The organism is Sphingobacterium alimentarium (assembly GCF_004342685.1).
In the GTDB taxonomy this organism is placed as follows: domain Bacteria; phylum Bacteroidota; class Bacteroidia; order Sphingobacteriales; family Sphingobacteriaceae; genus Sphingobacterium; species Sphingobacterium alimentarium.
On the sequence record NZ_SMBZ01000007.1, the window covers coordinates 51,105 to 77,064 of the forward strand.

Annotated in this window: 19 protein-coding genes; 4 read left to right on the plus strand and 15 right to left on the minus strand. The window is 40.0% G+C overall.

What is annotated here, in order from left to right:
• Positions 1–127: 127 nt before the first annotated feature.
• Positions 128–1,381 (plus strand): methionine adenosyltransferase, encoded by a 1,254-nt coding sequence (gene metK, locus EDC17_RS04285; RefSeq protein WP_132776911.1) that lies wholly within the window; start codon positions 128–130, stop codon positions 1,379–1,381.
• 38 nt (positions 1,382–1,419) lie between these two features.
• Here metK and EDC17_RS04290 read toward each other — a convergent pair whose 3' ends face one another.
• The 6 genes from EDC17_RS04290 to EDC17_RS04315 are packed head-to-tail and all read right to left on the minus strand — an operon-like array spanning position 1,420 to position 7,605.
• Positions 1,420–2,703, minus strand: a complete 1,284-nt coding sequence (locus tag EDC17_RS04290; protein ID WP_243646038.1) for a DUF58 domain-containing protein — start codon at positions 2,701–2,703, stop codon at positions 1,420–1,422.
• 44 nt (positions 2,704–2,747) lie between these two features.
• Positions 2,748–3,749: an AAA family ATPase gene (locus tag EDC17_RS04295; RefSeq protein WP_243646039.1), complete on the minus strand. Its 1,002-nt coding sequence runs from the start codon at positions 3,747–3,749 to the stop codon at positions 2,748–2,750.
• Complete coding sequence (locus tag EDC17_RS04300) at positions 3,746–4,951, minus strand: DUF4350 domain-containing protein (RefSeq protein ID WP_132776912.1); 1,206 nt, start codon at positions 4,949–4,951, stop codon at positions 3,746–3,748. The genes EDC17_RS04295 and EDC17_RS04300 overlap by 4 nt, the downstream gene beginning before the upstream one ends.
• Positions 4,948–5,742 carry a hypothetical protein gene (locus tag EDC17_RS04305; protein ID WP_132776913.1) on the minus strand — a complete coding sequence of 265 codons (795 nt, stop codon included), beginning with the start codon at positions 5,740–5,742 and terminating at the stop codon, positions 4,948–4,950. Before EDC17_RS04305 ends, EDC17_RS04300 begins: the two co-directional genes overlap by 4 nt.
• Positions 5,735–6,652 carry an ABC transporter permease gene (locus tag EDC17_RS04310; protein WP_132776914.1) on the minus strand — a complete coding sequence of 306 codons (918 nt, stop codon included), beginning with the start codon at positions 6,650–6,652 and terminating at the stop codon, positions 5,735–5,737. Before EDC17_RS04310 ends, EDC17_RS04305 begins: the two co-directional genes overlap by 8 nt.
• Positions 6,643–7,605 carry a stage II sporulation protein M gene (locus EDC17_RS04315; RefSeq protein ID WP_132776915.1) on the minus strand — a complete coding sequence of 321 codons (963 nt, stop codon included), beginning with the start codon at positions 7,603–7,605 and terminating at the stop codon, positions 6,643–6,645. The genes EDC17_RS04310 and EDC17_RS04315 overlap by 10 nt, the downstream gene beginning before the upstream one ends.
• Positions 7,606–7,634: 29 nt before the next feature.
• Between EDC17_RS04315 and EDC17_RS04320 the strand changes: the two genes are divergently transcribed.
• On the plus strand, positions 7,635–8,363 hold the full coding sequence (locus tag EDC17_RS04320) for an RDD family protein (RefSeq protein WP_132776916.1): 729 nt from the start codon (positions 7,635–7,637) through the stop codon (positions 8,361–8,363).
• Between the two features lie 47 nt (positions 8,364–8,410).
• On the opposite strand, the gene fabD is transcribed toward EDC17_RS04320, so the two are convergent.
• The 4 genes from fabD to EDC17_RS04340 all read right to left on the minus strand — a co-directional run bounded on the left by fabD (position 8,411) and on the right by EDC17_RS04340 (position 14,325).
• Positions 8,411–9,301, minus strand: a complete 891-nt coding sequence (gene fabD, locus EDC17_RS04325; RefSeq protein ID WP_132776917.1) for an ACP S-malonyltransferase — start codon at positions 9,299–9,301, stop codon at positions 8,411–8,413.
• A gap of 74 nt (positions 9,302–9,375) precedes the next feature.
• Positions 9,376–10,611 (minus strand): M16 family metallopeptidase, encoded by a 1,236-nt coding sequence (locus tag EDC17_RS04330; RefSeq protein WP_132776918.1) that lies wholly within the window; start codon positions 10,609–10,611, stop codon positions 9,376–9,378.
• Between the two features lie 94 nt (positions 10,612–10,705).
• Entirely contained in the window at positions 10,706–13,564 is a 2,859-nt protein-coding gene (locus EDC17_RS04335; RefSeq protein ID WP_132776919.1) for an outer membrane beta-barrel protein, read from the minus strand.
• A 14-nt stretch (positions 13,565–13,578) separates the two neighbouring features.
• Positions 13,579–14,325, minus strand: coding sequence for a hypothetical protein (locus tag EDC17_RS04340; RefSeq protein ID WP_132776920.1), 747 nt, complete (start codon positions 14,323–14,325; stop codon positions 13,579–13,581).
• 142 nt (positions 14,326–14,467) lie between these two features.
• Here EDC17_RS04340 and EDC17_RS04345 point away from each other — a divergent pair, with 142 nt between their 5' ends.
• Positions 14,468–15,067, plus strand: a complete 600-nt coding sequence (locus tag EDC17_RS04345; RefSeq protein ID WP_132776949.1) for a ribonuclease HII — start codon at positions 14,468–14,470, stop codon at positions 15,065–15,067.
• A gap of 38 nt (positions 15,068–15,105) precedes the next feature.
• On the opposite strand, the gene EDC17_RS04350 is transcribed toward EDC17_RS04345, so the two are convergent.
• The 5 genes from EDC17_RS04350 to rsgA form a co-directional block, all read right to left on the minus strand.
• Entirely contained in the window at positions 15,106–17,568 is a 2,463-nt protein-coding gene (locus EDC17_RS04350) for a YfhO family protein (protein ID WP_132776921.1), read from the minus strand.
• A 77-nt stretch (positions 17,569–17,645) separates the two neighbouring features.
• Entirely contained in the window at positions 17,646–18,311 is a 666-nt protein-coding gene (locus EDC17_RS04355) for a potassium channel family protein (protein ID WP_132776922.1), read from the minus strand.
• Positions 18,312–18,339: 28 nt separating this feature from the next.
• Positions 18,340–20,127, minus strand: coding sequence for a TrkH family potassium uptake protein (locus EDC17_RS04360; RefSeq protein ID WP_243646040.1), 1,788 nt, complete (start codon positions 20,125–20,127; stop codon positions 18,340–18,342).
• A 34-nt stretch (positions 20,128–20,161) separates the two neighbouring features.
• Positions 20,162–21,934 (minus strand): hypothetical protein, encoded by a 1,773-nt coding sequence (locus EDC17_RS04365; protein ID WP_132776923.1) that lies wholly within the window; start codon positions 21,932–21,934, stop codon positions 20,162–20,164.
• Positions 21,935–22,103: 169 nt separating this feature from the next.
• Positions 22,104–23,024, minus strand: a complete 921-nt coding sequence (rsgA, locus tag EDC17_RS04370) for a ribosome small subunit-dependent GTPase A (RefSeq protein ID WP_132776924.1) — start codon at positions 23,022–23,024, stop codon at positions 22,104–22,106.
• A gap of 125 nt (positions 23,025–23,149) precedes the next feature.
• Between rsgA and polA the strand changes: the two genes are divergently transcribed.
• On the plus strand, positions 23,150–25,948 hold the full coding sequence (gene polA / locus EDC17_RS04375; protein ID WP_132776925.1) for a DNA polymerase I: 2,799 nt from the start codon (positions 23,150–23,152) through the stop codon (positions 25,946–25,948).
• Positions 25,949–25,960: the final 12 nt, after the last annotated feature.

The window sequence follows — 25,960 nt, forward strand, 5'->3', positions numbered from 1 at the left end:
TCTTAAGTAAAAAGGGAGATTGCAACCACGAAAAAAAAGTGCTAAAAACCATTCTATCTTGTTTTTCACTTCTATCTGTCGATAGCACCTCTCCTTTATTTTAATATCGAAAAAAACAAAAATAATTATGGCATACTTATTTACGTCCGAATCTGTATCGGAAGGCCATCCTGACAAAATAGCCGATCAAATTTCAGATGCGTTAATTGACAATTTCTTAGCTTGGGACGCGGATTCTCGTGTAGCGATTGAGACGTTGGTGACGACCGGACAGGTGGTGTTGGCAGGTGAGGTAAAATCCACAATCTATTTAGATGTGCAAAAGATCACGCGTTCGGTAATTGAGAAGATTGGATATACAAAATCTGAATATATGTTTGAGGCAAATTCTTGTGGGGTATTGTCTGCCATACACGAGCAATCTGCTGATATCAACCAAGGTGTAGACCGTAAGACAAGACAAGATCAAGGTGCGGGTGACCAAGGTATCATGTTTGGATATGCGAGCAACGAAACTGAAAACTATATGCCTTTGGCTTTGGACCTTGCGCACCGTTTGTTGTACGAATTAGCAGAATTGAGACGTGAAAATAAAGAAATCACGTATTTGCGTCCAGATGCAAAATCGCAAGTTACCTTAGAATACAGCGACGATCACAAACCGCAACGTATTGATACCATAGTGATTTCGACTCAACATGATGAGTTTGACACCGAACCAAATATGTTGGTGAAAATCACAGAAGACATTAAGAATATTTTGATTCCACGTGTAAAAGCACAACTGAAGCCCGAGCTTCAGGCTTTGTTCACAGACAATATCAAATTTCATATTAACCCTACCGGCAAATTTGTAATCGGAGGTCCTCACGGGGATACCGGATTGACAGGCCGCAAAATCATCGTAGACACTTACGGCGGCAAGGGTGCGCATGGTGGTGGAGCTTTTTCGGGTAAAGATCCTTCCAAAGTAGACCGTTCGGCAGCATACGCCACTCGTCATATTGCGAAAAACTTAGTTGCTGCGGGCGTAGCAGATGAAATTTTGGTTCAAATATCGTATGCTATCGGCGTGAAAGATCCAATGGGAATCTATGTAAATACCTATGGCACAAGCAAAGTGAATGCTACAGATGGCGAAATCGCACAGAAAATCACTGAGCTTTTCGATATGACGCCTTATGGTATCGAGACCCGATTAGGCTTACGCAACCCAATCTATGCAGAAACAGCCGCGTATGGTCACATGGGTAGAACAAATAAGAAAGTCACCAAAACTTTTGAAAATACAAACGGTGAAACTAAGACTCTCGAAGTGGAATTGTTCACTTGGGAAAAATTAGATTACGTGGATAAAATAAAAGAAGCTTTTCAGCTTTAAAATAAAAAAGGCGAAACCATTCAGTTTCGCCTTTTTTATTAGATTAAGCCCCGGGCTTTGATCTCAAGATATTTATTGATGGATTTAATACTTAAATCTTCGGGTGCTGTATAAATTGTCTGTAGTCCGTTACGATTCAGTTCCTGAATGATTAGGTTTTTCTCATACACTAATTTCTCGGCGATAATCTTATTGTATATTTCAACCGTATTCTTGGCTTCGCTCTTGGACATTTCCTGCAATTCAGTATTCTTAAAGACCACCACGACGATAATATGGCTTTTGGCCATCATCCGGAGAAATGGAAGTTGTCTATTCAGCGCGTCCAAAGTCTCGAAGTTTGTGTAAAGGAAGATTAAAGAGCGCTTGTTTATTTTTCGACGTAGGAAAGCATAAAGATTACCAAATTCTGATTCTTCGAAATACGTGGTAATACCGTACAATTTTTCAGAAATAAGCTTCATCTGCTTATTATTCCGCTCTGCTGCGATGTGATTTTCGCAGGATTTACCAAAAGTCAGCATCCCAGCACGGTCCTGCTTCAAGATGGCGGCATTAGAAAGCACAAGCGTCGAATTGATCGCATAATCCAACAAAGTCATCTCATTGAAAGGCATGCGCATCACTCTTCCGATGTCAATGATCGAATAGATGGGCTGTGATTTTTCCTCTTGATACTGATTGACCATGAGTCGCTTATATTTTGCAGACGCCTTCCAGTTCATGTGTTTATATTCGTCGCCTTTTACATATTCCTTGATGTGGTCAAACTCCATGGTACTGCCTATCCTTCGGATACGTTTCACACCCATTTCCACCAAGCGATCCGTCGTCGCCAAGAGCTGATATTTTCGCATCTGAATAAATGATGGGTAACATGGAATTCCCAATTCTTCCTCCAATATAAATTTACGCTCGAATAGACCTAAATGGCTAATCAAGACATTGCATTTACCAAAAGCATATACACCGCGTTTTTTTGGCGCAAGTTTATATTCCACTTGATGTTCTTTACGTGGATATAGGCGCAGGGAAAATTCGTTATTGCGCATTTGAAGCAACACAGGAACCTCTTCTAAGATTCGAGCTTTAACCGCCATTGGGAATGAACTGACGAGCGTGATCTTAAAGGAATTATTATCGCCATTGGACAATTTGTCTGGGTACTGTCGCTGGATTTTAATTTGATGGCGCGGCAGATGCAGCATCAATAAGTCCCAAAAACAAAGTCCTATCCATATCCACAGCAAAATAACAGTAACGAAGCGTAGTGGCTCGATATAAAATGACACAGCAAAACATGCCGCTAGAAACAGCAGCACACAGAAAAATGTATTAGCAATATATAATCTACGCAAGAATCTCATTATCTCGGAATTTCGACGTTTTCAATAAGCTGCTGTACAATGTAGGCGGGAGTGAAACCTTCCATCTCCTTCTCGGGAGTCAATTGTATACGATGCGCCAACACCGCTTCTGCAACATATTTAACATCTTCGGGTGTCACAAAATCGCGACCTTGAAGGGCTGCATTCGCTTTGGAAGCTTCCAGAACAGCAATTGAGGCCCTCGGCGAAGCACCCAAATATAGATAAGGATTGGTACGCGTCTGCGCAATAATCTGTGCGATATATCTCAATACATCATCGTGCACATATACCATCTTGACCATATGCTGAAAATGAACAACCTCGTCAATCGATACCACCTCTTGTACCAGATCCTCCTTATTTTTTGCTTTCTGCAGATGATGTTCTTGTAAGATAAGCAGCTCTTGATCAAAATCAGGATAATTCACTTCTATCTTGAAAAGAAAGCGATCCAATTGGGCTTCAGGAAGCCGGTAGGTCCCTTCGTGCTCGATCGGATTTTGTGTAGCAAAAACTATAAAAGGGTTGGCCATAGGATAAGTCGTGCCATCCACAGTCACTTGCCGCTCACTCATACATTCAAACAAAGAAGACTGTGTCTTCGCAGGGGCACGGTTGATTTCGTCGATTAAGATGATATTACCAAAGATCGGACCTTTGCGAAATTCAAACTCATTGGATTTAATATCAAGTATGGTCGAGCCCGTAACGTCAGATGGCATCAAATCGGGAGTAAATTGGATTCTTTTGAAATTACTGCGTATGGATTTGGCAATTAATTTGGCGGTTAATGTTTTTGCTACGCCCGGCAGACCCTCAATCAAAGAATGTCCTCCCGCCAGGATAGCCAGCAATAACATATTAATCACTTTATCCTGACCAATGATAACCTTTTTCACTTCCGCGCGCACGGCATCCAATTTGGCTTGAAGTCCGCTGAGGTCTATCCTATTTTCAAAATCAGGCTTATATCTTTCCAAGTTGTCTTGTTCCATCATATAAAATTGGCTTTGTGTTTGAATTCTTCTATTTTTTGATTTATTAATTTTACTTCCTCCATCGAGGATACAGTCTTATTTTTATAAGAGGCGATCAATTGGACCAGCGATTTGGCTTCTTCCACATCGACACCAGCTTTTAGTGCTAGCTGGCGTATAAAACGTTCATCGGTAAGATCCAAGGTGTCTAGCTGAAAATTATTTCGGATTTCAAATAGAAAGTATTCTATCTTTTTTTGGATAATGTTGCTCGGAGAGCCATTCTCATAATAGAGATTGCCAATAGTTTGTGCGAACTCCTTAGACTTGTTTGGTTCTGGCAAGATGACTGGCACGGGGCGCTGCTGGCGCTTGGATCGAAACAGCATAAAAAGTAATAATCCTGCTAGCAGCATATACCAAGCCTGCGCCAAGCCAGGCTTTTGGATAATAACACGCAATGGTGTCATGGCCGCCTCTGGCGCTCCTCCTCTATCCTTGAGCTGGACCTCTCTGTGCTGAAGGACATTGATCAGCTTCGTTACGTAATTATAGCTTTTCTCCTGTAGAAGATAATAATTTCCAAAAGCAGCAGGTACATTATGTAAATAGATGCTACCTTTTCCCCGGGTGATTTTCACAAAATTAGGAATAGCCTTTCCTCGGGCATTCAGATAACCTAGTATGGTCGTATTCTTCTGATTTAGTTTTGTGAAAACCATAAAGTCTTTCACCTTATCTAAATAAATCCTCGCAGTATCATTGCCTAGTGTGTAATGAACCGTACGTGGCGTCGGCCTAAATTGCGCATAATCCAACTCAGCAATCTGTACCCCCAGTGTGTCGAGCAAAATCTCGGGGTAGAATTTGGAAGAAAAGAACACCTCGCCGCCCTGTTCTACATAACTCAACAGCTCCCTGACATCTTCCTTACTCAATGTAATATATTCTGCTATTTCAACGATAGAAGATTCGCTGGCTTTCGCATTGATTTTCTCGGTCAAAAATTCGTAATAGCTCTCGTGAAAACCCCTAAAGCGACGATCCTGAGGCATTACACGAGGTAGCTCCTCCCGGAACACATATGTGCCAAAAGGAATTTTGTCTTTAAAAAGGTAGCTTTCCCTCCAGTCGATAGGCCGCTTAGCGCTCGCATCGATCAGTGCTATGCCTACAAGTACCATCAGTAATAAGATAATACCCAACCACATTCCCTTACTCATGACCACCTCCTTTGAAAATTCTTAAACACTGCAGTTATCTCTTCAAATTTTCCTTTCGTTAGGGTAAAATCCCCAAACCATACATAATTGAAAAGTTCAGAACAATTTCTGAATTCCTCCTTGAGGTCGGCCAATTGAATCTCGTCCATGAGTTCTAAGTTGGTCTTATTTTGATTCCAGGTAATAAAATCACGCTTTGCGAGCAACTGAATATTCAGCAATTGCTGGTATCGAATCGCTAAGGCGTAGTTATTTTCAGCAATTGCGCTATTAATGTAGTTGTTAATATCTACATCCAGCAGATGACGCTCCACATATGCTATACTATCACCTTCATCCGCTTGTTCCTCTTTAGGATTTCGGATAAACTGCTTGCCCGAGAAAAAGAATTTGTATAGTAGAAATACCACTAAAGCCGCACCGGCTATACCTAGCACATTATAAAACCAGTCTCCTGGCCGTGCATCGATATCAGGAAACAAGTCAGACAGAAAATCTTTTATCCATTGTATAATGGAATTCCATAGCGTCAACTTATCTGATATGCTCTCTATATACTCAAAATCTTTACTTTGGTATCTTCCAATCACATCCTCAAAATCCTGCGCCGAGGGAGTTTCCAGTTTGTCCAGCCGCGGGATGCTGTCGTAATACCCTTTCGCCCAATATTTAGGATTTTCATCGGAAGACATATCTTTTGGCATTAATTCCTCGACAACAACCGAATCTTGCGTATTGGCGACGGCCCAAGAGGAAAAGACCAACAATATCAATAATAAATAATTACGCATGCGTCTCCCTTCCTAATTTATCTATACGCTCGAAAACATCTTCCCCGAATTGCAATTCCTTAGCTGTCTCGTAAATGATTCCGTAGCTAATCACCGAAAGGAGGTAATAAATAATAACCAAGAGTACAACAAATAGCCCTCCGAAAGTCGCTATGCCGCGCCCGATTCCTGATGCAAAAAAGTCATCGTGGTATCCTAATGAATTATAGGCAATAAGAAAAACTATGGCCATTGGAACAATAGTAATAATACTAAGTAAAGCCTGAAAAATAAAAGAAACAATGTAAGAGGCCAGCCCATATTCTAATATCTTTTTCTTCAACATCGTGAAGGCAGATCCAAAACAGTCTATTAAATCGTAATACCCTTCTCTATAGAGCATAAATGCCGAAAAGAACCACAGTCCAATCATGGCAAATATCACCCCCATAGCGAAAGAGCCTATAAAAGGAATCAGCGCCGATAACATTATGGCTAATGCTGCGGGAATAGAAATGAGCACGCCTACAACCAACATCGCTAAAAAGAACCGGAGGTACATCGGCATATGAACCTTAAATTGGCGCAGAATATCGGAGGAATTAAAATTTAAACTTTTGCTATTGCGCAATAAAATGAAATACTCAATCCCTAATCCAAATGCAAAGAGCGCGATCAATAGAATACCTATTCCCAGAACCAAAAAACTCATAAATACATGGACAGTATCCACTGAAGTGTACGCCGTGTTGAGGCTGATTTGGGTGGATATATAATAACCGAGTAAAATCACCGCACTGATCGGAATCAACAGTAATTTTAATAAAACCGCCACTAAGTGCCTATTTATGATTTTCAATAAGTTAATAAAATCTTGTACAAATTCCCCTAACTTACGCTCCTTTCTGAATTCAAAATCTATTAACTCCATGCGTATTTAAGTGCCATTTGTTTTGGTTTAACAATATATACATATACAATGGATAGGAAGGATAGAAAAATAATGATCAAACACATCCCTATCGAGACCTGGTAATACCGCGTGACGAACCCTTCTAGTGTGCCTGCTATTATAAAGAATGGAATCGTACTGATAAGCACCTTAGCGGCATGCTTTACCGCTCTTTTGAAGGATTCCAGACGAGTATAAGACTTGGGGAATAAAATGCTATTTCCCATAGCAATACCGCATCCACCCGCGATGACGATAACAGAAAGTTCGATAGCGCCGTGAATCCAAATTGCCGACATAGCTTCAGCAAGCACCCCATATTTGTAAAACATATAATGAAATGTGCCGACCATAATGCCATTGGACATCAGTATAAATCCCGTGCCCAAGCTAAAGAATATGCCATATATAAAAGCAAAGAATGCGACGCGCACATTATTGATGGTGATAGCCAACGCTCCACCCCAGTTTGATCCCTGCTGGTAGACACCGGCGGGATTGCCTTCCTTTATATTTTGCACAGTCATATCCACATAACTGGAGCCCATAATAAATTTCAAAAAGCTATCTTCATAATGGGCGGAGATAATGCCTATAATATTCGCAAGCACAAAAATAAGTAAGGAATATAACAGGGGTTTTCGTATCTTCCAGATAGATTCGAAAATTTCATACGTAAAGAAATGAGCGAGCTTGTTGCTAGAAGATTTTTGATCTTTATAGATTAATTGATGAGCCCGAATGGATAATTCATTCAGATAATCTTTGGTTTTGCTCTCCGGATAAAATGTCTGAGCATACGCGAGATCATTGGTGAGTTCGATATAATTGGAGGCTAATATATCCGGATCCACCTCAACAATATGGAGCAAATTATTTTCAATTGAACGCCATTTTTCTTTATTTCGTTCTACAAAAGAAGCCTCACGCATGTTGTAAGTTTAATTGTCCTTCTAAATATATGAATAAGCTGTTAATAAATACACCGCAAAACGTAAATTTTGAATACACATTAGCGCCTGTGGGTTCTCGCATATTAGCCTTTGCGCTGGACTATGGTATGATGATACTTTATGTTTTCTTGGTGCAATTATTTTTTAATGTCACGCATTTTCTAGAAGGATTAGACCTATGGGCCATGTGGGGAATAAATTCCTTAGTGTACCTACCCGTATTTTTTTATCCCTTGCTGAGCGAAACTTTCATGAACGGCCAAACTCTGGGTAAGAAAATCATGAAACTTAAGGTCGTAAAGATTGATGGCACGCGCGCTACTTTCTACCAATATTTTATTCGTTGGGTATCAAATGCTGTCGATATATTTCTGAGTATGGGAGGCATCGGCTTGACTAGCATTATTCTGTCTTCCAAATCACAACGCCTGGGTGACATAGCCGCGGACACAGCTGTTATCAGCCTTAAACCTACACTCAATCTACGCGAAACGGTATTTGAGGAATTAGCTGTTGAGCATGAGGTGGTGTATCAAGAAGTCTATAAACTCTCCGATCAAGAGATCAACGAAATCAAGGATATTTATAATACGGGCTATCGCCGAAAAAATTATGAAATCATTAAGGCTTTAGCCGCCAAAGTGGAGCTCATGATTGGGAGGAAATCAACAGAAAGGCCTGAGCAATTCTTGGCGCAGGTCATCCAAGACCATTATTATTCTTTTAAGGATAATTAGCTATAGCAAAAAGAGCGACTGAAAAAAAAGTCGCTCTTTTTGTTATATTATTCTGCGATAGTGGCAGCGGAAACCTGCGCCTGTCTATCTACTTTTTTCACTAATCCCTGCAATACATTTCCTGGGCCTACTTCTACAAAAGCTTCCGCACCGTCTGTCAGCATATTTTGTACTGTCTGCGTCCAGCGCACAGCCCCCGTTAATTGAGCGATCAAGTTGGCTTTGATTTCTTGTGGATCGGTGTATGCTTTTGCGTCTACATTTTGGTAGATCGGACATATTGGTGATTGAATAGCTGTCGCTTCAATAGCGGCTTGCAACTCTACCTTCGCTGGCTCCATCAATGGAGAATGGAAAGCACCACCTACATTCAATTTCAACGCACGCTTAGCTCCAGCCTCTGTCAATAAAGTACAAGCTTTGTCAATTCCCTCAATAGATCCCGAAATCACCAACTGTCCAGGGCAGTTGTAATTTGCTGCCACTACGACCTCTTCTACTTGCGCACATATTTTTTCTACTGTCTCATCATCAAGGCCCAAAATTGCTGCCATGGTCGAAGGCTGTAATTCACAGGCTTTCTGCATCGCATTAGCACGTTGAGAAACAAGCTTAAGACCATCTTCAAACGATAAGGCACCTGCTGCGACTAAAGCCGAAAATTCGCCCAACGAGTGACCCGCTACCATTGCGGGCTGAAACTTGTCGCCCAATGCTTTTGCTAATATCACCGAATGCAAGAAAATCGCTGGTTGGGTCACATTGGTTTGCTTAAGATCTTCGTCTGTACCATTAAACATAATGTCGGTAATACGAAATCCTAAAATATCGTTTGCTTTTTCGAATAAAGCTTTGCTCTCTTCATTAAGATTGTATAGGTCTTGACCCATTCCTACGAATTGAGCCCCTTGACCCGGGAAAATGTAAGCTGTTTTCATGACGACTTATTTTCTTTGTTAAAGGTTATTTCTAATTGAGATTATTCGGCAAATATAATAATATTGCTGAAAAGCTATTCGTCGCCCGGCACAAAGCTCAACGAGATTAACTTATCGGCATCAAAATAAATCGTGCTAAGTTCCAATAGATCTTCCGCACGCACCGCATCGATCTTATCAAATACCTCCTGGAGAGGGATTATTTTGTCATAATCAATAATATTTTTCGCTTCCGCGATAATCATGCTCATGCGATTCTCTTCTGCTAGTGCAATCTGTCCTTTGAATTTCTGTTTGGCTTGCTTCAACTGATAAGCAGAGATAGGACCTTCTTTTAATTTATTGAGTTCCTTAAATACGAGCGACACCGCTTTTTTAAGCTTTTCTTCGTCCGTACCTAAGTAAATATTAAAATGTCCAACATCCGTGTACATCGTGAAATTGGACTCTATGGTATAGGCAATGCCATATTTCTCCCGGATACCCAAATTCAGAATAGAACTCATCCCAAATCCCCCCAGCATATTATTGAGCAATAGCATAGCTGTTTTACGCTCGTCGAAGATTCCAAATGTTTGGATTCCCAACATATAGTGCGCCTGATTAATAGGCTTTTCGATGGTTATTTGTTGTCCTTTATTTTCAATAATAGCAATGTCTTGGCGACTTCGAGTATTGGGTTTGATACGACCAAAGATTTTGTTGCTGATACGCTCAACTTGGGCCAGTGAATAATTTCCTCCTATAGCAATCACGATTTCATTGGTATCATAATTACTGAGCATAAAATCTATCACATCAGGCTTTTGCAAAGCTCTCAGATCATCTTCCAAACCTAAAATATTGTGTCCTAAACCGGTTCCTTTAAACAATAAATCTTCAAAATCGTCCATAATAGACTCTTCAGGGCTATCGAGGTAGGAAGCCATTTCGTCAAGAATCACTCCTTTCTCTTTCTCAATTTCATTCTCTGGAAACGTAGAATGAAACAGAACATCCTCAAACAAATCTAAAGCGCGCTCGAGATGTGGATTCAAAAATGAGGCATGTAGGCAGGTATATTCTTTGGTAGTATACGCATTAAGGTCCCCACCAACTTGCTCCAGACGGTTCAATATTTGATTGGTAGAGCGACGCTCCGTACGCTTAAATAATAAATGTTCAATAAAGTGTGCGACACCATACTTGCCTTCTCTCTCATCTCGCGCACCAGCATTTACAATCATACAAGTGTGTGTAATGCTAGAGTTTTGGTAATGCAACAATATTCTGATACCATTATCCAATTGGATAAGATTGTATTCCTTCATTCAGTTATCTATTATTTAATTGATTGCAAAACTACACAATAAAAACAAAACGGCTGTATGAGATACAGCCGTTTAGATTATAAGTATTTTCAAATTACATTCTTGGACGCATATGCCCCGGGAATTGTCCTTGATTTTGCATCGGATTGATTCCTGAGAATTTTTGCAATTTGAATGTAAATGTCAACATAAAATATCTTGCTAAACGATTGGTCTGACTATCTCTCAAGATCTCACCCACCGTACGGTTGATATTAGTCTGTTGATTCAACAAGTCAAATGCTTGGAAACGAATCGTAGCACGTTGATCTCTTAAGAATCGTTGCTCGATGTACGAGTTGATAATAAATGGATTCGCATTCGTGCGGAAACCTGTATTAAACTCTTTGGATAAATCGGCACCAAAAATTGTAGTCGGTGTAAGATTTACCGAGCCTATTACGTTAGGAATAATTTTTTGTGTATTCGCTGCCGCAAAAGCTGGCAAAGTAGAGCTCGTCCATGTATAATTATATCTAACACCCGGATTGATTTCAAAATTCTCAGAAGGATTGTATCTGAAGAATAACATTTGCGTTAAGGTAGTGTTATTGTTCACTCCTTTGTCAAATCCTAATGCGTTAACGTTATTTTGTAAACTCGCATTTTGGTCATCTGTCAAATAAGAAACAGTACGTGCATAGCTCACACCACCACCGTACATGATATTGTATGTCTTCTCTTTCAAAGATCTAGACCAGTGGTAGAATGAATTAATATTATATACAGGATCAGATTCATTGATATATCCTACTTCTTGTATAATACCTGATGAAATTGCATTTGGATCTGCTCCTAAATCTGGCGTATCTCTATACCGTTTATTCAGAGAAACGATTTTATCTTGAGTAATCTCCGAACGCAACATCGCGAAGAATGATTTACCTTTTTGGAAATCACCTGTTCTGAATCGTACATTCATCGAATGTCTAAATTCAGGATCCAAATTCGGATTACCCAGTGTTGTTGTTGTTCTATTTGTACTTACTTCAAAAGGCAATATCTGCGAAATACCTGGCTCATTCGAGCGTCCTGAATAATTGAATGTAATATTCGATTGACGTGAGAATTTGTATTCAAAACGTGCAATTGGGATGATATTAAAGTTCGAACGATCAATATTCACCGCGTCTGTTAACGATTTTGCAGATCCTTTTAATACAGATGGTTGGACCGCAGCACCTAATGAATATTTTACCTTTTCGTTTTCGAACATATAACTAGCACCAAATCGGTGTGTAGTGAATCCATAATCGTAGTTATAATCAAAGTTCAACTTTGGATCAGCTAGCGGATTATCATTTGCATCCCTTGCTCCTTGTTTGTCACTATTATCGTAGTCATTCGTATTATAATCATAAGCCAACTCCAACTTACTTTTCTCCGATAATGGCTCTAAGTACGATACCGAAGCACCCGCATTCCAACTTTTGTTCAATGCTTCACGTATCGTTCTTTCGTATATTTCACTTATAGGTGTATTCTGGTTGGCAGGATCATATATTTCACGATCTAAAATCTGATCATATTCGTTCGTTGTAGAAGCGTTATCATAATTAAAGTTGAAGAACAAATTGCGTCCTTTATCATTTAATCTTCTATTATACAATCCTGAGAAATTATAGCGCGGACTTGTAGACGAATTATCTGATGTCTGAATTTGTTCATAATCTAAGTTCTCATTGTTAAAAAGAATAGAATTACCCCAATTATTAGTTCTATTGTCATTAAAACCTATTTGAGGCGTGATTTTGATATAATCTTTATCCGTTATATTCCATTCAAGATTACCCTCGAAACGGTGACTTCCACGAATACTATTATTATCTGTAGTATCTCCCTGTGTTAGATTTTGTCCAATATACTCCGTAAAAGCATTTGACAAGGTGTTGTTATCATCGCGTCCATAAGAATATGATCCGTATGTTTTCAGCTTATCCGAAAAGTCATGACGTACATTTAGTCCAATTGATCCAGTATTGGTAATACCTTCAGAACCGCCAAACATACCTCCGCCACCACGGCCACCGCCACCACCTTGACGTCCTCTGGCACCACCGCCTATTGCATTAAAATCAAATAACGGCGCATTCATATTATTCAGGTTTCCTAATACAGACACTTGCGTCTTCTCTTTGAAACCCATAAACATAGCTGTAGTCTGATAGCGATCTTGGGTACCACCACCAACACGTACTGTCGTTGCGTAACCGTTGTTATATTTAGGGTCAATTTGAATGTTCAATACCTTAGTTGACTCACCGGATTTATTACCTGTAAGGTTGGCCATATCACCAAAGTCATCTACGACTTGCATCTTTTGGATGATATCAGCTGGCAAATTTTGAGTAGCTGTTTTGACATCACCACCAAAGAAATCTTTACCATTGATACGCACACGAGTAATTTGCTCCCCTTGAGCAGTCACATTACCATCTTTGTCTACATCTACACCTTGTAGTTTTTTCAATGCATCCTCAGCCACGGCACCTTGACGTAATTTTAGGTTGTCCATCGCATACTCGACAGTATCCCCTTTCACTTGAATAGTCACTACTCCGCTCACCACAACCTCTTCAATCATGTTTGGAATGGCATTTAATTCGATAGTAGGGACCATCATTTTAGTTTGTCCTGCCGGAAAAGCATATTCTTTTTCAAAAGGCTGGAAACCGATGCTGGCAATTTTGATTTTAAAATTGTCCGCATTTACATTATTAAATGTGTAAATGCCCCCTGCTGAACTACTTGTACTTACAGTATCTGTAGCAGAAATCAACTGAACAGTAGCTCCAGAAATTATTCTAGATAACGAATCGCGCAATAATCCCTGCACGACCTTGGGAGATTGAGCAAATGAGCTTAAGCTCACACTCAAAAAAAATACAGCAATTAACGCTCTATAAAACCTCATATTTATTTGTGTAACTAATTTCTTATTTTATCGATGACCCAGACTTCTGTATCCACCTTGTAAGGATTTTTAGGACTGCTTTGCATCATCGGCCTGCCCATCATCGGATACATCATATTTGCATTCCTTGCTTTGTTGGCTTGTGCTGCTGCTCGTTTGAGCAAAGCAAAATTTGTATTAACGCCAAGATTTACCGCGATATTTTCGCTTTTCAATCCAATCAAATCCAATGGTATCCGCGCCTCGTAATACAATACTTTATTGCTGTCTAGGCGCACCTTTGCTTCTATACGATAGTCATTTTCTAGAGCCAATACACCATCACGAACCTTCGCAAAGCCAGACAGAAAATATCCATTTACATTCTTAAGCACTTCTTGCTGGAAATTGTCCTGAATCTCTTCATTATTGGCCAATGCCCTTCTACGCTCTCTATCCCAATATGGAAACTGCAATCGTGCACCTTCCTTCTTTTTTTCATTGTAACTGACATTGACAAACAGCCCTCCGCGCAACGCTTCTTGCTGTAACTGAGGATCTTTGATTACCATAGCAACAACTAAGAAATTGTTTTGTTCACCTACACCAAAAGCCCACACATCGCCATCAAGCGTAGTAAGGCTGTTGCCCCAATCATCCATATTGCCATCAATATGGATCTCACCCACGGTTGCAAATCGATAATTTTCCTTCTTGCTTTTCTGAGCAAATGTAAGGCTAGGGAGAATAAAACATAATAAAACAATAAAAAGCTTTTTCATTAGGTTTCTTTTCTTATGATTACATTTGCTATTAGACAACTGTCTAACTCTTAAGTTTAATTGAGTACAAAAAAAGCAATAAGTTGTGGTATTCGCGACAACTTTTGCACTTATCACAGAGAAGTTACATATTTTAGCAGAAATGTTATTATCACATTACCAAGAAGAATTGATTGAAGCAGGCTGTGACGAAGCCGGTAGAGGATGCTTAGCAGGGCCCGTTTTTGCGGCTGCCGTAATTTTCCCAAAAGGATATTTCAATCCGGTATTGAATGATTCGAAAAAATTATCCGAAAAGAAGAGGAAAGATTTACGACCTATTATTGAAAGGGATGCTTTGGCATACGCTGTCATGCCCGTGAGCCCCGAGGAAATTGATAAAATTAATATCCATAATGCTTCCTACAAAGCCATGCATTTGGCTTTGGATGCGCTTCATATCAAACCCGAACTGCTACTCATCGATGGAAATAGATTCGTTCCATATCCCAATATTGCACACCAATGTATCATTAAAGGTGACGGCAAATACTTGTCTATAGCAGCGGCTTCTATTCTGGCTAAAACGTATCGGGATGAGTATATGGAAGAGCTGGGAAAAGAATTCCCACATTACGATTGGGCAACAAATAAAGGTTATCCGACCGTAAGGCATAGGACCACGGTGCTGGAGCTTGGTCTAACGCCTCATCACCGTAAGACCTTCAATGTCAGCAGACCTCAGCAATTGGAGTTGTTTTAAAAGTATAAAGGCTTTTCGAATCGAAAAGCCTTTGTTAATTATGCTGTTTGTTGCTTTTTCCGGTAAGAGAGGAAAATTCCGCCCAACAGTCCAAGTATGAGTACAAGGGAACCAATTAGGGATATCACATTACTTACTTTCACCGTCTCCGGATCAAAAACAAACTCTACTTTGTGATTTCCTCCCGGCAATTGTAAAGCACGCAAGATATAATCAGCGCGTAAAATAGGGACTTCTTTGCCATCCACATAAGCTTTCCAACCTTTGTCGTAATACACCTCTGAGAATACAGCAAACACATCATTCGGCGCAGAATATTCATATTCCATGCGGTCGGGATGATACGAAGTCAATTTTATCGAAGCATTGTTGGCCAATCGCAAGCGTTTCTCATCAATTTTACCTTTGAATTCTTCATGTACAAAGGCTTCTTTCGAAGGATCAAAACTACTGATGGCTTGCATCTCTTCGTTGTTATTTTTTACAAAAGTAACTTTATCGACAAACCAAGCATTGCCCGCAGCAGTAGAACGTCGCTGAATACGGTCTACATTATTTTGAGGGTCTTTGGTAATGATATAGCGTACATTGAACATGTCTAAGACATCCTCGTTAATTGCTCCATTAAACTGATGCTCCAATATTTCTTGGAACCGCATCAATTTTGCTGCATGATATCCACCAAAACTTTTGTGGAAATATGATGCTTTTGCATCGGAGAAAGGATTTGTAGTCAAATCCAAAACACGGTAGCTTGGATCCTTATCCAATTTGATCAGTTGATCTACTTCGCGCTCTTCGATCGGGTTCTTCAAAACACTTTTGTCCACAAAGGTGTCATTATTCAAATATCTTTTATCCACCGTCCATAAGTCGGCCAACGTCACAACGCCAATACCAATGATCAATACGGTGCTTGACATTTTTTTCTTTAGATAAGCAAATAATAGTGCGAAAATTATTACTAGAATAAAGAAAGAACGCCACGCATCTGCCGATGCTAAGTCAGCTCTATCTTTCACAAGTGCCTCTGCCAATTGATTAGCCATCGCGGCATCACCCAGTTGCTGACCCAGCATACTGACGAAACCTTGATGTTCGGAAATGCGGAAACTCAATAAAGTCGGCATGAGTGCCACAACAATACATACTACAGCCACCGAACCGAAGCTATACAGCACCTTTTTATCCAGGTCTACAATTTTATCCTCACGCTCAATGATCTCCTGAACGGCCAAAGCTGCTAGTAATGGTATAAGGATCGAAGGAATAATCAATATCGATTCTACCGCACGAAACTTGTTGTACATTGGGAAATAGTCAAAAAATAGATCCGATATCAATGTAAAATGTCTACCGAATGAAAGCAAAATGGTCAAAACAGTAGCTGCCAAAATCCACCATTTCAGCCTATCTTTTACGATAATCAAGCCTAAAATGAAGAGTGCTATAATGCCCACGCCAAAATACCACGGTCCCGAGGTGAAAGATTTCTCACCCCAATACGTTGGCAGACTTTGTGCAAATTGTACAGCTTGATGCTGCGGCACTCCCACGCCTTCGAAAAATTTAACCACATGGGATTTTTCATCCAATACACCTTGGGATTTGCCTCCATAGGCATTCGGAATGACGAAGGTAAGGTTCTCTGCTATTCCTTGACTCCACGCGTAAGCATATTCTTTGTCCAATCCGGCACCGGATTTTCCATCTTCGGTTTTGGTGATGTTGGCTTTTCCACGGGTTGTTAATTTACTGTATTCGTACGTTGGAAATAATACCGTTGCATTCACTGCCACTGCGACAATTACAGCGCCTAACTGTACCGCCGAATTTTTGAAAAAATCAGGGAGTTTTTTATCTCTGATTGCATAATAAAGTTCTAAACCGACAAGAATTAACAGTGCAATGAACAGATAATAAGTCATCTGTACGTGATTTGTCCTAATCTCCAAGGATAGAAACAAAGCCAGCAAAATTCCGCCCCACAGCTTATTCCCTCTATAACATAGAATAACCGCACCAATAATAGGCGCTAAATAAGCAATGGCGTACGCCTTATTAACATGCCCAGCCTCAATATAGATGAAATTATACGAGGAGAAGGTGATGGCTATTGCTCCCACGGCCGCAAGCCACGGTTTCACGCGCAACACACTTAACAGAAAATATCCTCCTAATAGATAAATCAAGATGATATCTGCTGGCAAAGGGAACACCGCTTTGATACCATTACTGATATAAGTAGCCACATTCGTGGAATGTTTGTACCAAATTTGGAACGTCGGCATACCCCCAAACATTGAGTTCGTCCATTGAGGAGCTTTGCCATCCTGTGCTTTGAAGTCGAAGAGTTCCTTCTGACTGCCCATCGCCTGGACTACATCATGCTGTGAGAGTGTTTTGCCCTGCCATACCGGCGAGAAGTAGAAAAACACTAACACAAAAAATATTGCGATAACAATTAAATGCGAGGAATTATCCTTAAACCAGTTTTTCATGAATAATTTAGTGGTTATTTTGTGTTAAAGTCCAAAAATATAGAATTGATTTTAATATTTACCAAGGCTTAAGATATTTAGTTGCCTTTTTCAATTAACTTTTTAATATCGGACAATTCGCCAAATAAGACAAGCAAATCATTTTCACGCAACACCGTATCAGATTTTGCGATACCAGAAGCTTCTTTGTGCAGCCCATCCTTTACTTTGACCGTTGTCAGCACGATAACTTTGTACTTATTAGTGAGATTGGCTTGCTGTAGTGTCATCCCGATGTATCGATTTGGCACTTTAGTTTCGACAATGGAGTATCGGTCGGATACTTTGAATGAATCCACAATATCAATATTATCCAATCGCATGGCTAGTCGTTCAGCCGCCTCCTCTTCGGGCATGATATATTCATCGATCTGCATGGCCTCCATAATGGTTCTTTGCAGGTCAGACACCACGCGGCCTATTATCCTTTTGACGCCCAATTGCTTTACCAATGCGGTAGTCATCAAGGAAGCACCTTCATCTTCGCCAATGGCGACCACCACAGCATCACAATCCTTGAGCGGTAGAGAACTTACAGCTTCACGATCTGTAGTATCTAAACAAACCGTATGGGTAATTCTATCTTTAAGCTGTTCGACGATCTGAATATTCTTATCTGCGGCAATCACTTCGTGTCCAAGTTCGGTCAGGTGTATACCCAATGAACGACCAAAATGACCTAAGCCCAAAATTATATATTTCATTATAAATTATTTGCGAGCTATCTTCAAATTAAAAAAGAAGCTTTTCTGTAGGATAAATATAACTTTTGTTTTTAGTATTTTTGATAAAAGCGACAAGCAAAGTTAACATCCCCACCCGACCTACAAACATAGTTCCAATGATAATAAATTTACCTGCTGCACTCAGAGATTGCGTGACACCCATACTCAGCCCACAAGTGGTGTAGGCCGATACCGTTTCGAATAATAAGGGTATCATCTGCTTATCGGGATCCGTAAAATTGAGTAGCACAAAGGAGAATGTTATCGTCAGTACCGACAAGACAATGATAGCAAAAGCTTTATTAATGGATTCTAATGCTATTCTACGCTTAAAAATCTCAATAGATTCTTTTCCACGAGCCAGCGCCAAAATGTTCATAAGCGCCAACGCTACTGTGGTGACTTTGACCCCTCCACCCGTGGAACCCGGAGCGACGCCTATCCACATCAAAGTGGTAATCATAATCAGGGTCGGAATATTAAGAAAACTTATATTGACACTATTGAATCCGGCCGAACGCGCGGCATTAGCCATAAAAAATGAGGTCGCCCACTCACCACCTACACTTTTATCTTCCGTTAATGTAAATCCTTGTTCCATAATGTAGTAAGAAACTGTTGCCAGAATCAACACAACCATATTACACAATACAATAAACTTCGTGTTAAAGGAAAAAGATTGAGCCTTATGCTTATACTGCTTCTTTTGTACAACAGCAAGAATTAACGCCTGAATTTGGGCTTTTACATAGGTGTAAAAATTAAACACGGTACCAAATCCCATTCCTCCCAACACAAAAATCAATCCCAATGCGATTTGAAAAGTATAGTTGTATCTATAGTTCGCATGTGCAATGCCTTCTTGCAAGATGGTAAAGCCCGAATTACAGAATGCGCTTACAGAATGAAAAACAGAGAAAAACACCTGCTCACCAACATTTGAAAAATGGCTGTCATCTAATGAAATAAAAATGAAAGCGGCACCTATGAGCTCAAAAAGCAAAGTAATGGAAATAATGGTGAGTAGCGTTGATATCACGGAGTTTAACTTGTTTTCACCTAAAATCTCTCCAAACATTAACTGATTTTTGAAAGAAAAACCTCCCGAAAAGAAATAGCCGAAGAAACCTGTGAAGGTCATTATACCCAATCCACCTATCTGTATCAAAGCCAACACCACCCCCTGACCAAACAGAGAGAAATTGGTGGAAATATCCGTTACCGATAGGCCCGTGATACATACCGCACTGGTGGCCATAAATAAGGCGTCTATGAAGCTTAGCGGAGCATGGAGAGTAGTTCGGGGTAGCATCAGCAATAGCGTGCCAATAAGTATTAGCCCAATAAAACTGATAACAAATAATATAGTAGGATTAAAATAGAAATTGTCAAAAAATAGACTGCTCTTGGATAGCTCGGAAAGAAAAATTACGCCAATGCCGAAATACATCCATTCATCCCGGGCAAAATAAGATAAGAAATCCCATCCACTAATCCGAGCAACAACAATAAAAAATAAGCAACTCACGACGAGGAAACTCGAATACTGGGACACATTAATACGCCGACTGGCATACATGAAAGAGAGGGTGCGAATTAATTCCAACACAAATAGCCCATAAAACATGTATATTATAGACTTTTCTGTATAAAAGGCTAACTCCGGATTAGTGATATATCCAACATGAATAATAACTATAAGCGAACAGATCATGCTTACATAAAACATAACCTTATCGACAATTCCTTTGCGATAGCGGAACAAGAACTTCAGAAAACTCGTTATGGATTCCATGGTACAAACATAGTAATATGATTGCTTTTAGCAACTATTCATCAGAATCCTTCTTGGGAGTATCTTTCTTTTTGTCGTCTATTTGGGGTGTGGAATCCGAATCGTCTTCTTTTTTCTTGAAAATTCCTTTAATAAAATTTCCTGCTTTCTTACCTACCTCCTTAGCTCCCTCGACGATATCTTTACCTTTTTCTACTATATTTTTGCCGGTTTCCGCCACCCCCATTAATTTAGCTTCCCGCTCTTTACTGATTCCCGCGCACTGCTTGATACCATCTAAGAGACTTTGCCACATGGTCTTAAAAAAAGTGTGCTCTGGCACCCTTCTATAATTCACTTTGGCAACTGTATATACCCCTTTCTTATCGGGATTACTATCATTTATCAATAGTTCATTGACTAAGAATGAAACAACTTTTTTGGACGATTGCTCACCATCCTCGTTTTTCTTATTCAATAGATTTATTTTCAAATCATCATAATCAAATCTGAAATCTCCCCAGTTTCGGTGATCCGTACCCTGCATATTAAAGGCAACTTTTTTAATATTTCCACTAGCAATTTCCACATTCAGCAAGGGTCTGAGAATACGGTTGAAAGCAGGAGCCTGCATGGCGCCCAACGTACCACTATAAGTGTGCGTACCATTGTCGCTTAGCATATCAAAGCCAAGTTTGGCATGAAGCAGACCGGCATTCATAACTTTGGCCGCTAAATCAGCACGCATATATTTGTTCTTTTTTAAGTACACGGAATCATTGGTAACATTCAATATGTTACCGTTTACATGATTAAAACTGATAGAGCCCTCCCTGAAATATTTGCCACTCATCTCGTGGTAGGTTACTGTGACATCATCCACTAGCACGGTATCCAGTCTTAGAAGGGATTTCATACGCAAAAGCTTTTGGTGTGGCGAATATCCGATCTTGTTGATGGGATATTTTGGATATCGCTTATCAGCGAATAAATCCACCGTACCATTTTTGAGCTGAACGACCGACGCTATCGTATTTTTGTTGTCTATGAGTTGCCTGAAGTCCAAGTGCTCCGCTCGCAGGGTGTCAAACTTCAAAATGGCCATCGTTACGTTTTGCTTTTTTTGTTTGTAAAAAGAAGATTTACTCATTCTAGGCTCATACACCACATCGGTCATCAACACATTTTGATCTCTTGTATTGATCCGTAAACTTTTAAATTTTGCTTTATAATAACCATCCGGCAGATCATATTCAAATCCAGGAATGAATACATCCACCATTTTGGTGTAAAACAAACGCGAACTGTCCTGATGCGAGGTTTCGTCCAATAAGACATCATGTACTTTGATCGTCGCTTTATCCAAATCGATTCCAGTTTCTTTACCATCTGCGTATTTGGAATATTTGAATTTCACATTATCTACGATAATATCTGTCACATTCACCGAAGTGAAAAGGTCTTTAACGCTTTCGTATAATGATTTTTTGGGTGTAGTGCGAACAGTATCATTAAAAGCATGATACTCATTCATTAAATGGATTTGAGTATCCTCAAAGGTTATGGATTTTATATCTAACTTTTTGTTAGTCAACGCGTCCATGAGATTAAAACGCCTTACTTTCAACTTTTTTAGCTTGATATGATACCGATTATTGGGTGCATCTTTGGTGGCTATCATTTTTTGATATACTGCTGAATCGGGACGCAGCTCTGCATTATAGAGCGTTACATTTCCCAAGGCTATATTCAAATCCATATCATCAAAATGCAATGCGTACAGACCATCCGTGGAATTGTGAACGACCTCCTTTAATTTAATCTCCACAATAGGCTTCCAATTCCTACTGTAATACCAGACAACACATAATAGTATTATAAGCAGTGCGCTTATAATTCCAAGAACCCACTTCCAAACTGGCCTCATATAGTCCTTTATATATCAATTTATAAAAAAACAATATACATGGGATTTTGTTTAGCTGAACAGTGATATTCTAACTTCTATTGTCGTCATTATTGTACATACTGATGTAGCTTTCATAGCGCGAGCTTTCAATATCGCCATGCGCTACTGCATCCAGCACCAAACAGCCTGGCTCATTGATATGCACACAATTATTGAATCTACATTTATTAAGGAAGGCGCGCATTTCGGGGAAGAAATGGGATAGTTCCTGCTTTTCTATATCTACGATTCCCAATTCACGAATGCCGGGAGTGTCTATTAACTTCCCTCCGAAAGGCAATTCAATCATTTCGGCAAAAGTCGTGGTGTGCTTCCCTTTATCGGACCAATCTGAAATATGGCCGGTGCGTAATGCCGCATTGGGTACAATATTATTGATTAATGTGGATTTTCCTACCCCGGAGTGCCCCGATACTAACGTAACCTTGTCTTTCAATAAAGCAATTATTTGATTAAGATTGGTACCTTGGGCAGCAGAAACTTCATAGCAGGGGTATCCTATGTTTTGGTAAATAGCTTTGTAGTCAGCCAAAATCTCTAAACCTTCATCACTGAATAAATCCAACTTATTAAAAACCAAAATAGCCGGAATATCATAAGCCTCTGCAGTCACCAAAAATCTATCTATAAAACCCAAAGATGTCGGTGGAGATGCCAAAGTCACGACTAATATAGCCTGATCGAGGTTTGCACCAATGATCTGCGTTTGCTTGGAAAGATTCACCGATTTACGGATGATATAGTTCTTACGTGGTTCGAGCTCAGTAATTACGCCCGTATTCTGGTCGGCCTCAAGCTCAAAATTTACCCAATCCCCGACAGCGACAGGATTGGTCGTCTTGATGCCTTTAGTCCGAAACTTACCTTTTATTCGGCAATCATACTGCTTCCCTTGCTCATCTTGTATTTGGTACCAACTACCTGTAGATTTTATAACTAACCCTCTCATGCTGTATAATGCGCTGTTACGTTGACTTTGTTCGTTTATATTACAATTACAAAAGTGGCAAAAATTTGTTAATATCAGGCTTATTGATTTTATTACCTTTGTAAGTACACATAAAAATAATTTCAGTGAAAAAACTATTTCTTCTAGACGGCATGGCACTCATTTATAGAGCATACTTTGCTTTAAGCAAGGTGCCACGCTTGACTTCATATGGACTGAATACAGGAGCTATTTTGGGATTTACCAATACGCTATTAGAGGTTCTCAAAAATCAAAAGCCTACACACTTAGCTGTAGTTTTTGACACCGCAGCGCCTACCAACCGCCATATTGAATACGAAGCCTACAAAGCGCAGCGTCAGGAAATGCCGGAAGATTTAGCGAAATCTATTCCTTATGTGTTTAAGTTAATTGAGGGATTTAATATTCCACTAATTACTAAAGATGGTTATGAGGCCGATGATATCATCGGAACATTAGCAAAAAAAGCAGAACAAGAAGGCTTCTCCGTTTACTGTATGACACCGGACAAAGACTTTGGTCAGCTGGTGTCCGAAAATATTTTTATCTACAAGCCCGCGCGGATGGGCAATGGCGCAGAAGTGCTGGGCGTCTCTGAGATTTTAGAGAAATGGGAAATCACGGATGTCAAACAAGTCATCGACATCCTCGGGCTGTGGGGCGACGCGGTGGATAATATTCCGGGTATTCCAGGAATCGGCGAAAAGACGGCTAAGAAGTTGGTTCAAGAATTTGGATCTGTAGAAGGGCTGATTGCAAACACAGACAAACTCAAAGGCAAGCAACAGGAAAATGTTATCAATTTTGCGGAACAAGGCTTGATTTCTAAAAAATTGGCCACCATACTCCTGGATGTACCGGTGGAATTGGAAGAAGAAAAATTGAGAGTGAGCGAACCTAATCGCGAGATACTTGAACCTATGTTTGCTGAATTAGAATTCCGCACTCTGGGAAAGCGCGTATTTGGGGAAGACTTTTCGATTGCTGAAAATAGTAAAGGCGCATCTCCGCAAATGGATTTGTTTGCTTCTCCGCTCCCATTGCCAGATCATATGATTAATGAAGAAGCAGAAACTCCTGCCTCGGCAGCCAACAATATTCACAATACAGCGCATGAATATATCTTGGTCGACCAGTTCCCGGACATACAAAGACTTGCCGAAGATTTGAACAATCAAACTATATTCTGTTTTGACACAGAATCCACGGGCTTAGATGCCAATACAGCCGATATTGTAGGTTTATCATTTGCTTACCAAAAAGGTAAGGCCTACTATGTGCCTACTCCAGCAGATGCGGAGCAGGCGCAACAGATTGTGAATATTTTAAAACCTGTCTTAGAAAATCCCAACGTTAAAAAAGTAGGTCAGAATATCAAATATGACATCTTACTGCTCTCGCGATATGCTGTTAAGGTACAAGGAGAGCTTTTTGACACCATGCTTGCACATTATTTAATCGATCCAGATACACGACATGGCATGGATATATTGGCCGAAACATATTTAGGCTATAATCCAGTATCCATTACCGAACTGATCGGTGCCAAAGGCAAGAATCAAGGGAATATGCGCGATGTAGAAATCGAGAAAATCAAAGAGTATGCCGCAGAAGATGCAGACATTACTTGGCAACTATACGAAAGACTTTCGCCGATGCTTATTGAAACCAGCACTGAAGATCTCGCTCGCCAAGTGGAATTTCCTTTAGTATATACTCTTGCCGAAATAGAGAAAAATGGTGTTAAAATCGATGTATACACATTAAAACTGTTTTCAGAGAGCCTAGAGAAAGACATTGCCGCTCTCGAAAGCAGCATTTATGATAAAGCAGGTGTAAAATTTAACATTGCTTCACCAAAGCAATTGGGCGAAGTACTATTCGACAAGCTCCAACTCGATCCCAAAGCCAAAAAAACCAAAACTGGACAATACAAAACAGGTGAAGATGTCTTATTGGCCTTGGCGAATAAATCCGACATTGTGCAGGATATCTTAGATTTTCGCCAATATCAAAAACTAAAATCTACGTATGTAGATGCGCTTCCTACGCTTATTAACCCGCAAACAGGGCTGATACATACGTCTTACAATCAAGCCGTTGCAGCTACCGGAAGATTAAGCTCTACAAATCCTAATCTCCAAAATATTCCAATACGGACCGAGAAAGGACGTGAGGTGCGCAAAGCGTTTGTGCCACGATCAGAGGATCATGTTCTACTCTCTGCGGATTATTCGCAGATTGAATTACGTATTATGGCAGAATTGAGTCAGGATGAAAACATGCTGGAGGCTTTCACCCTCGGCCATGACATCCACAAGGCTACAGCAGCCCGTGTATACGGAGTCGCTATTGACGAGGTTACTTCTGATCAACGTCGAAATGCGAAGGCTGTCAATTTCGGGATTATTTACGGTCAATCCGCGTTCGGCCTGTCACAGAGCCTGGGCATACCACGTAGGGAAGCGGCCGAAATAATTGATCAATATTTCAACCAGTATCAGGGCATACGACAATATATGTCCAAGGCTGTGGAGTCAGCAAAAGAAAAAGGTTATGTCGAAACAATTTTGAAACGCAGACGCTACTTACGCGATATCAATTCAGCTAACATGACCGTAAGAGGCTATGCGGAGCGAAATGCCATCAATGCGCCTATTCAAGGATCCGCAGCTGATATGATCAAAGTCGCGATGATAAATATTCAAAATGATATCTCCAGGCTGGGTCTTCAAGGAAAAATGATCATGCAAGTACATGATGAGCTTGTATTTGATGTGCCTAAGAATGAAATTGATTCATTTAAAAATATTATATTAGAAAGAATGAAGACGGCTATCCAGATGCGTGTACCTATAGAAGTTGAAATTGGAGAAGGCAAAAACTGGCTCGAAGCACATTAATTAAGCGTGAAT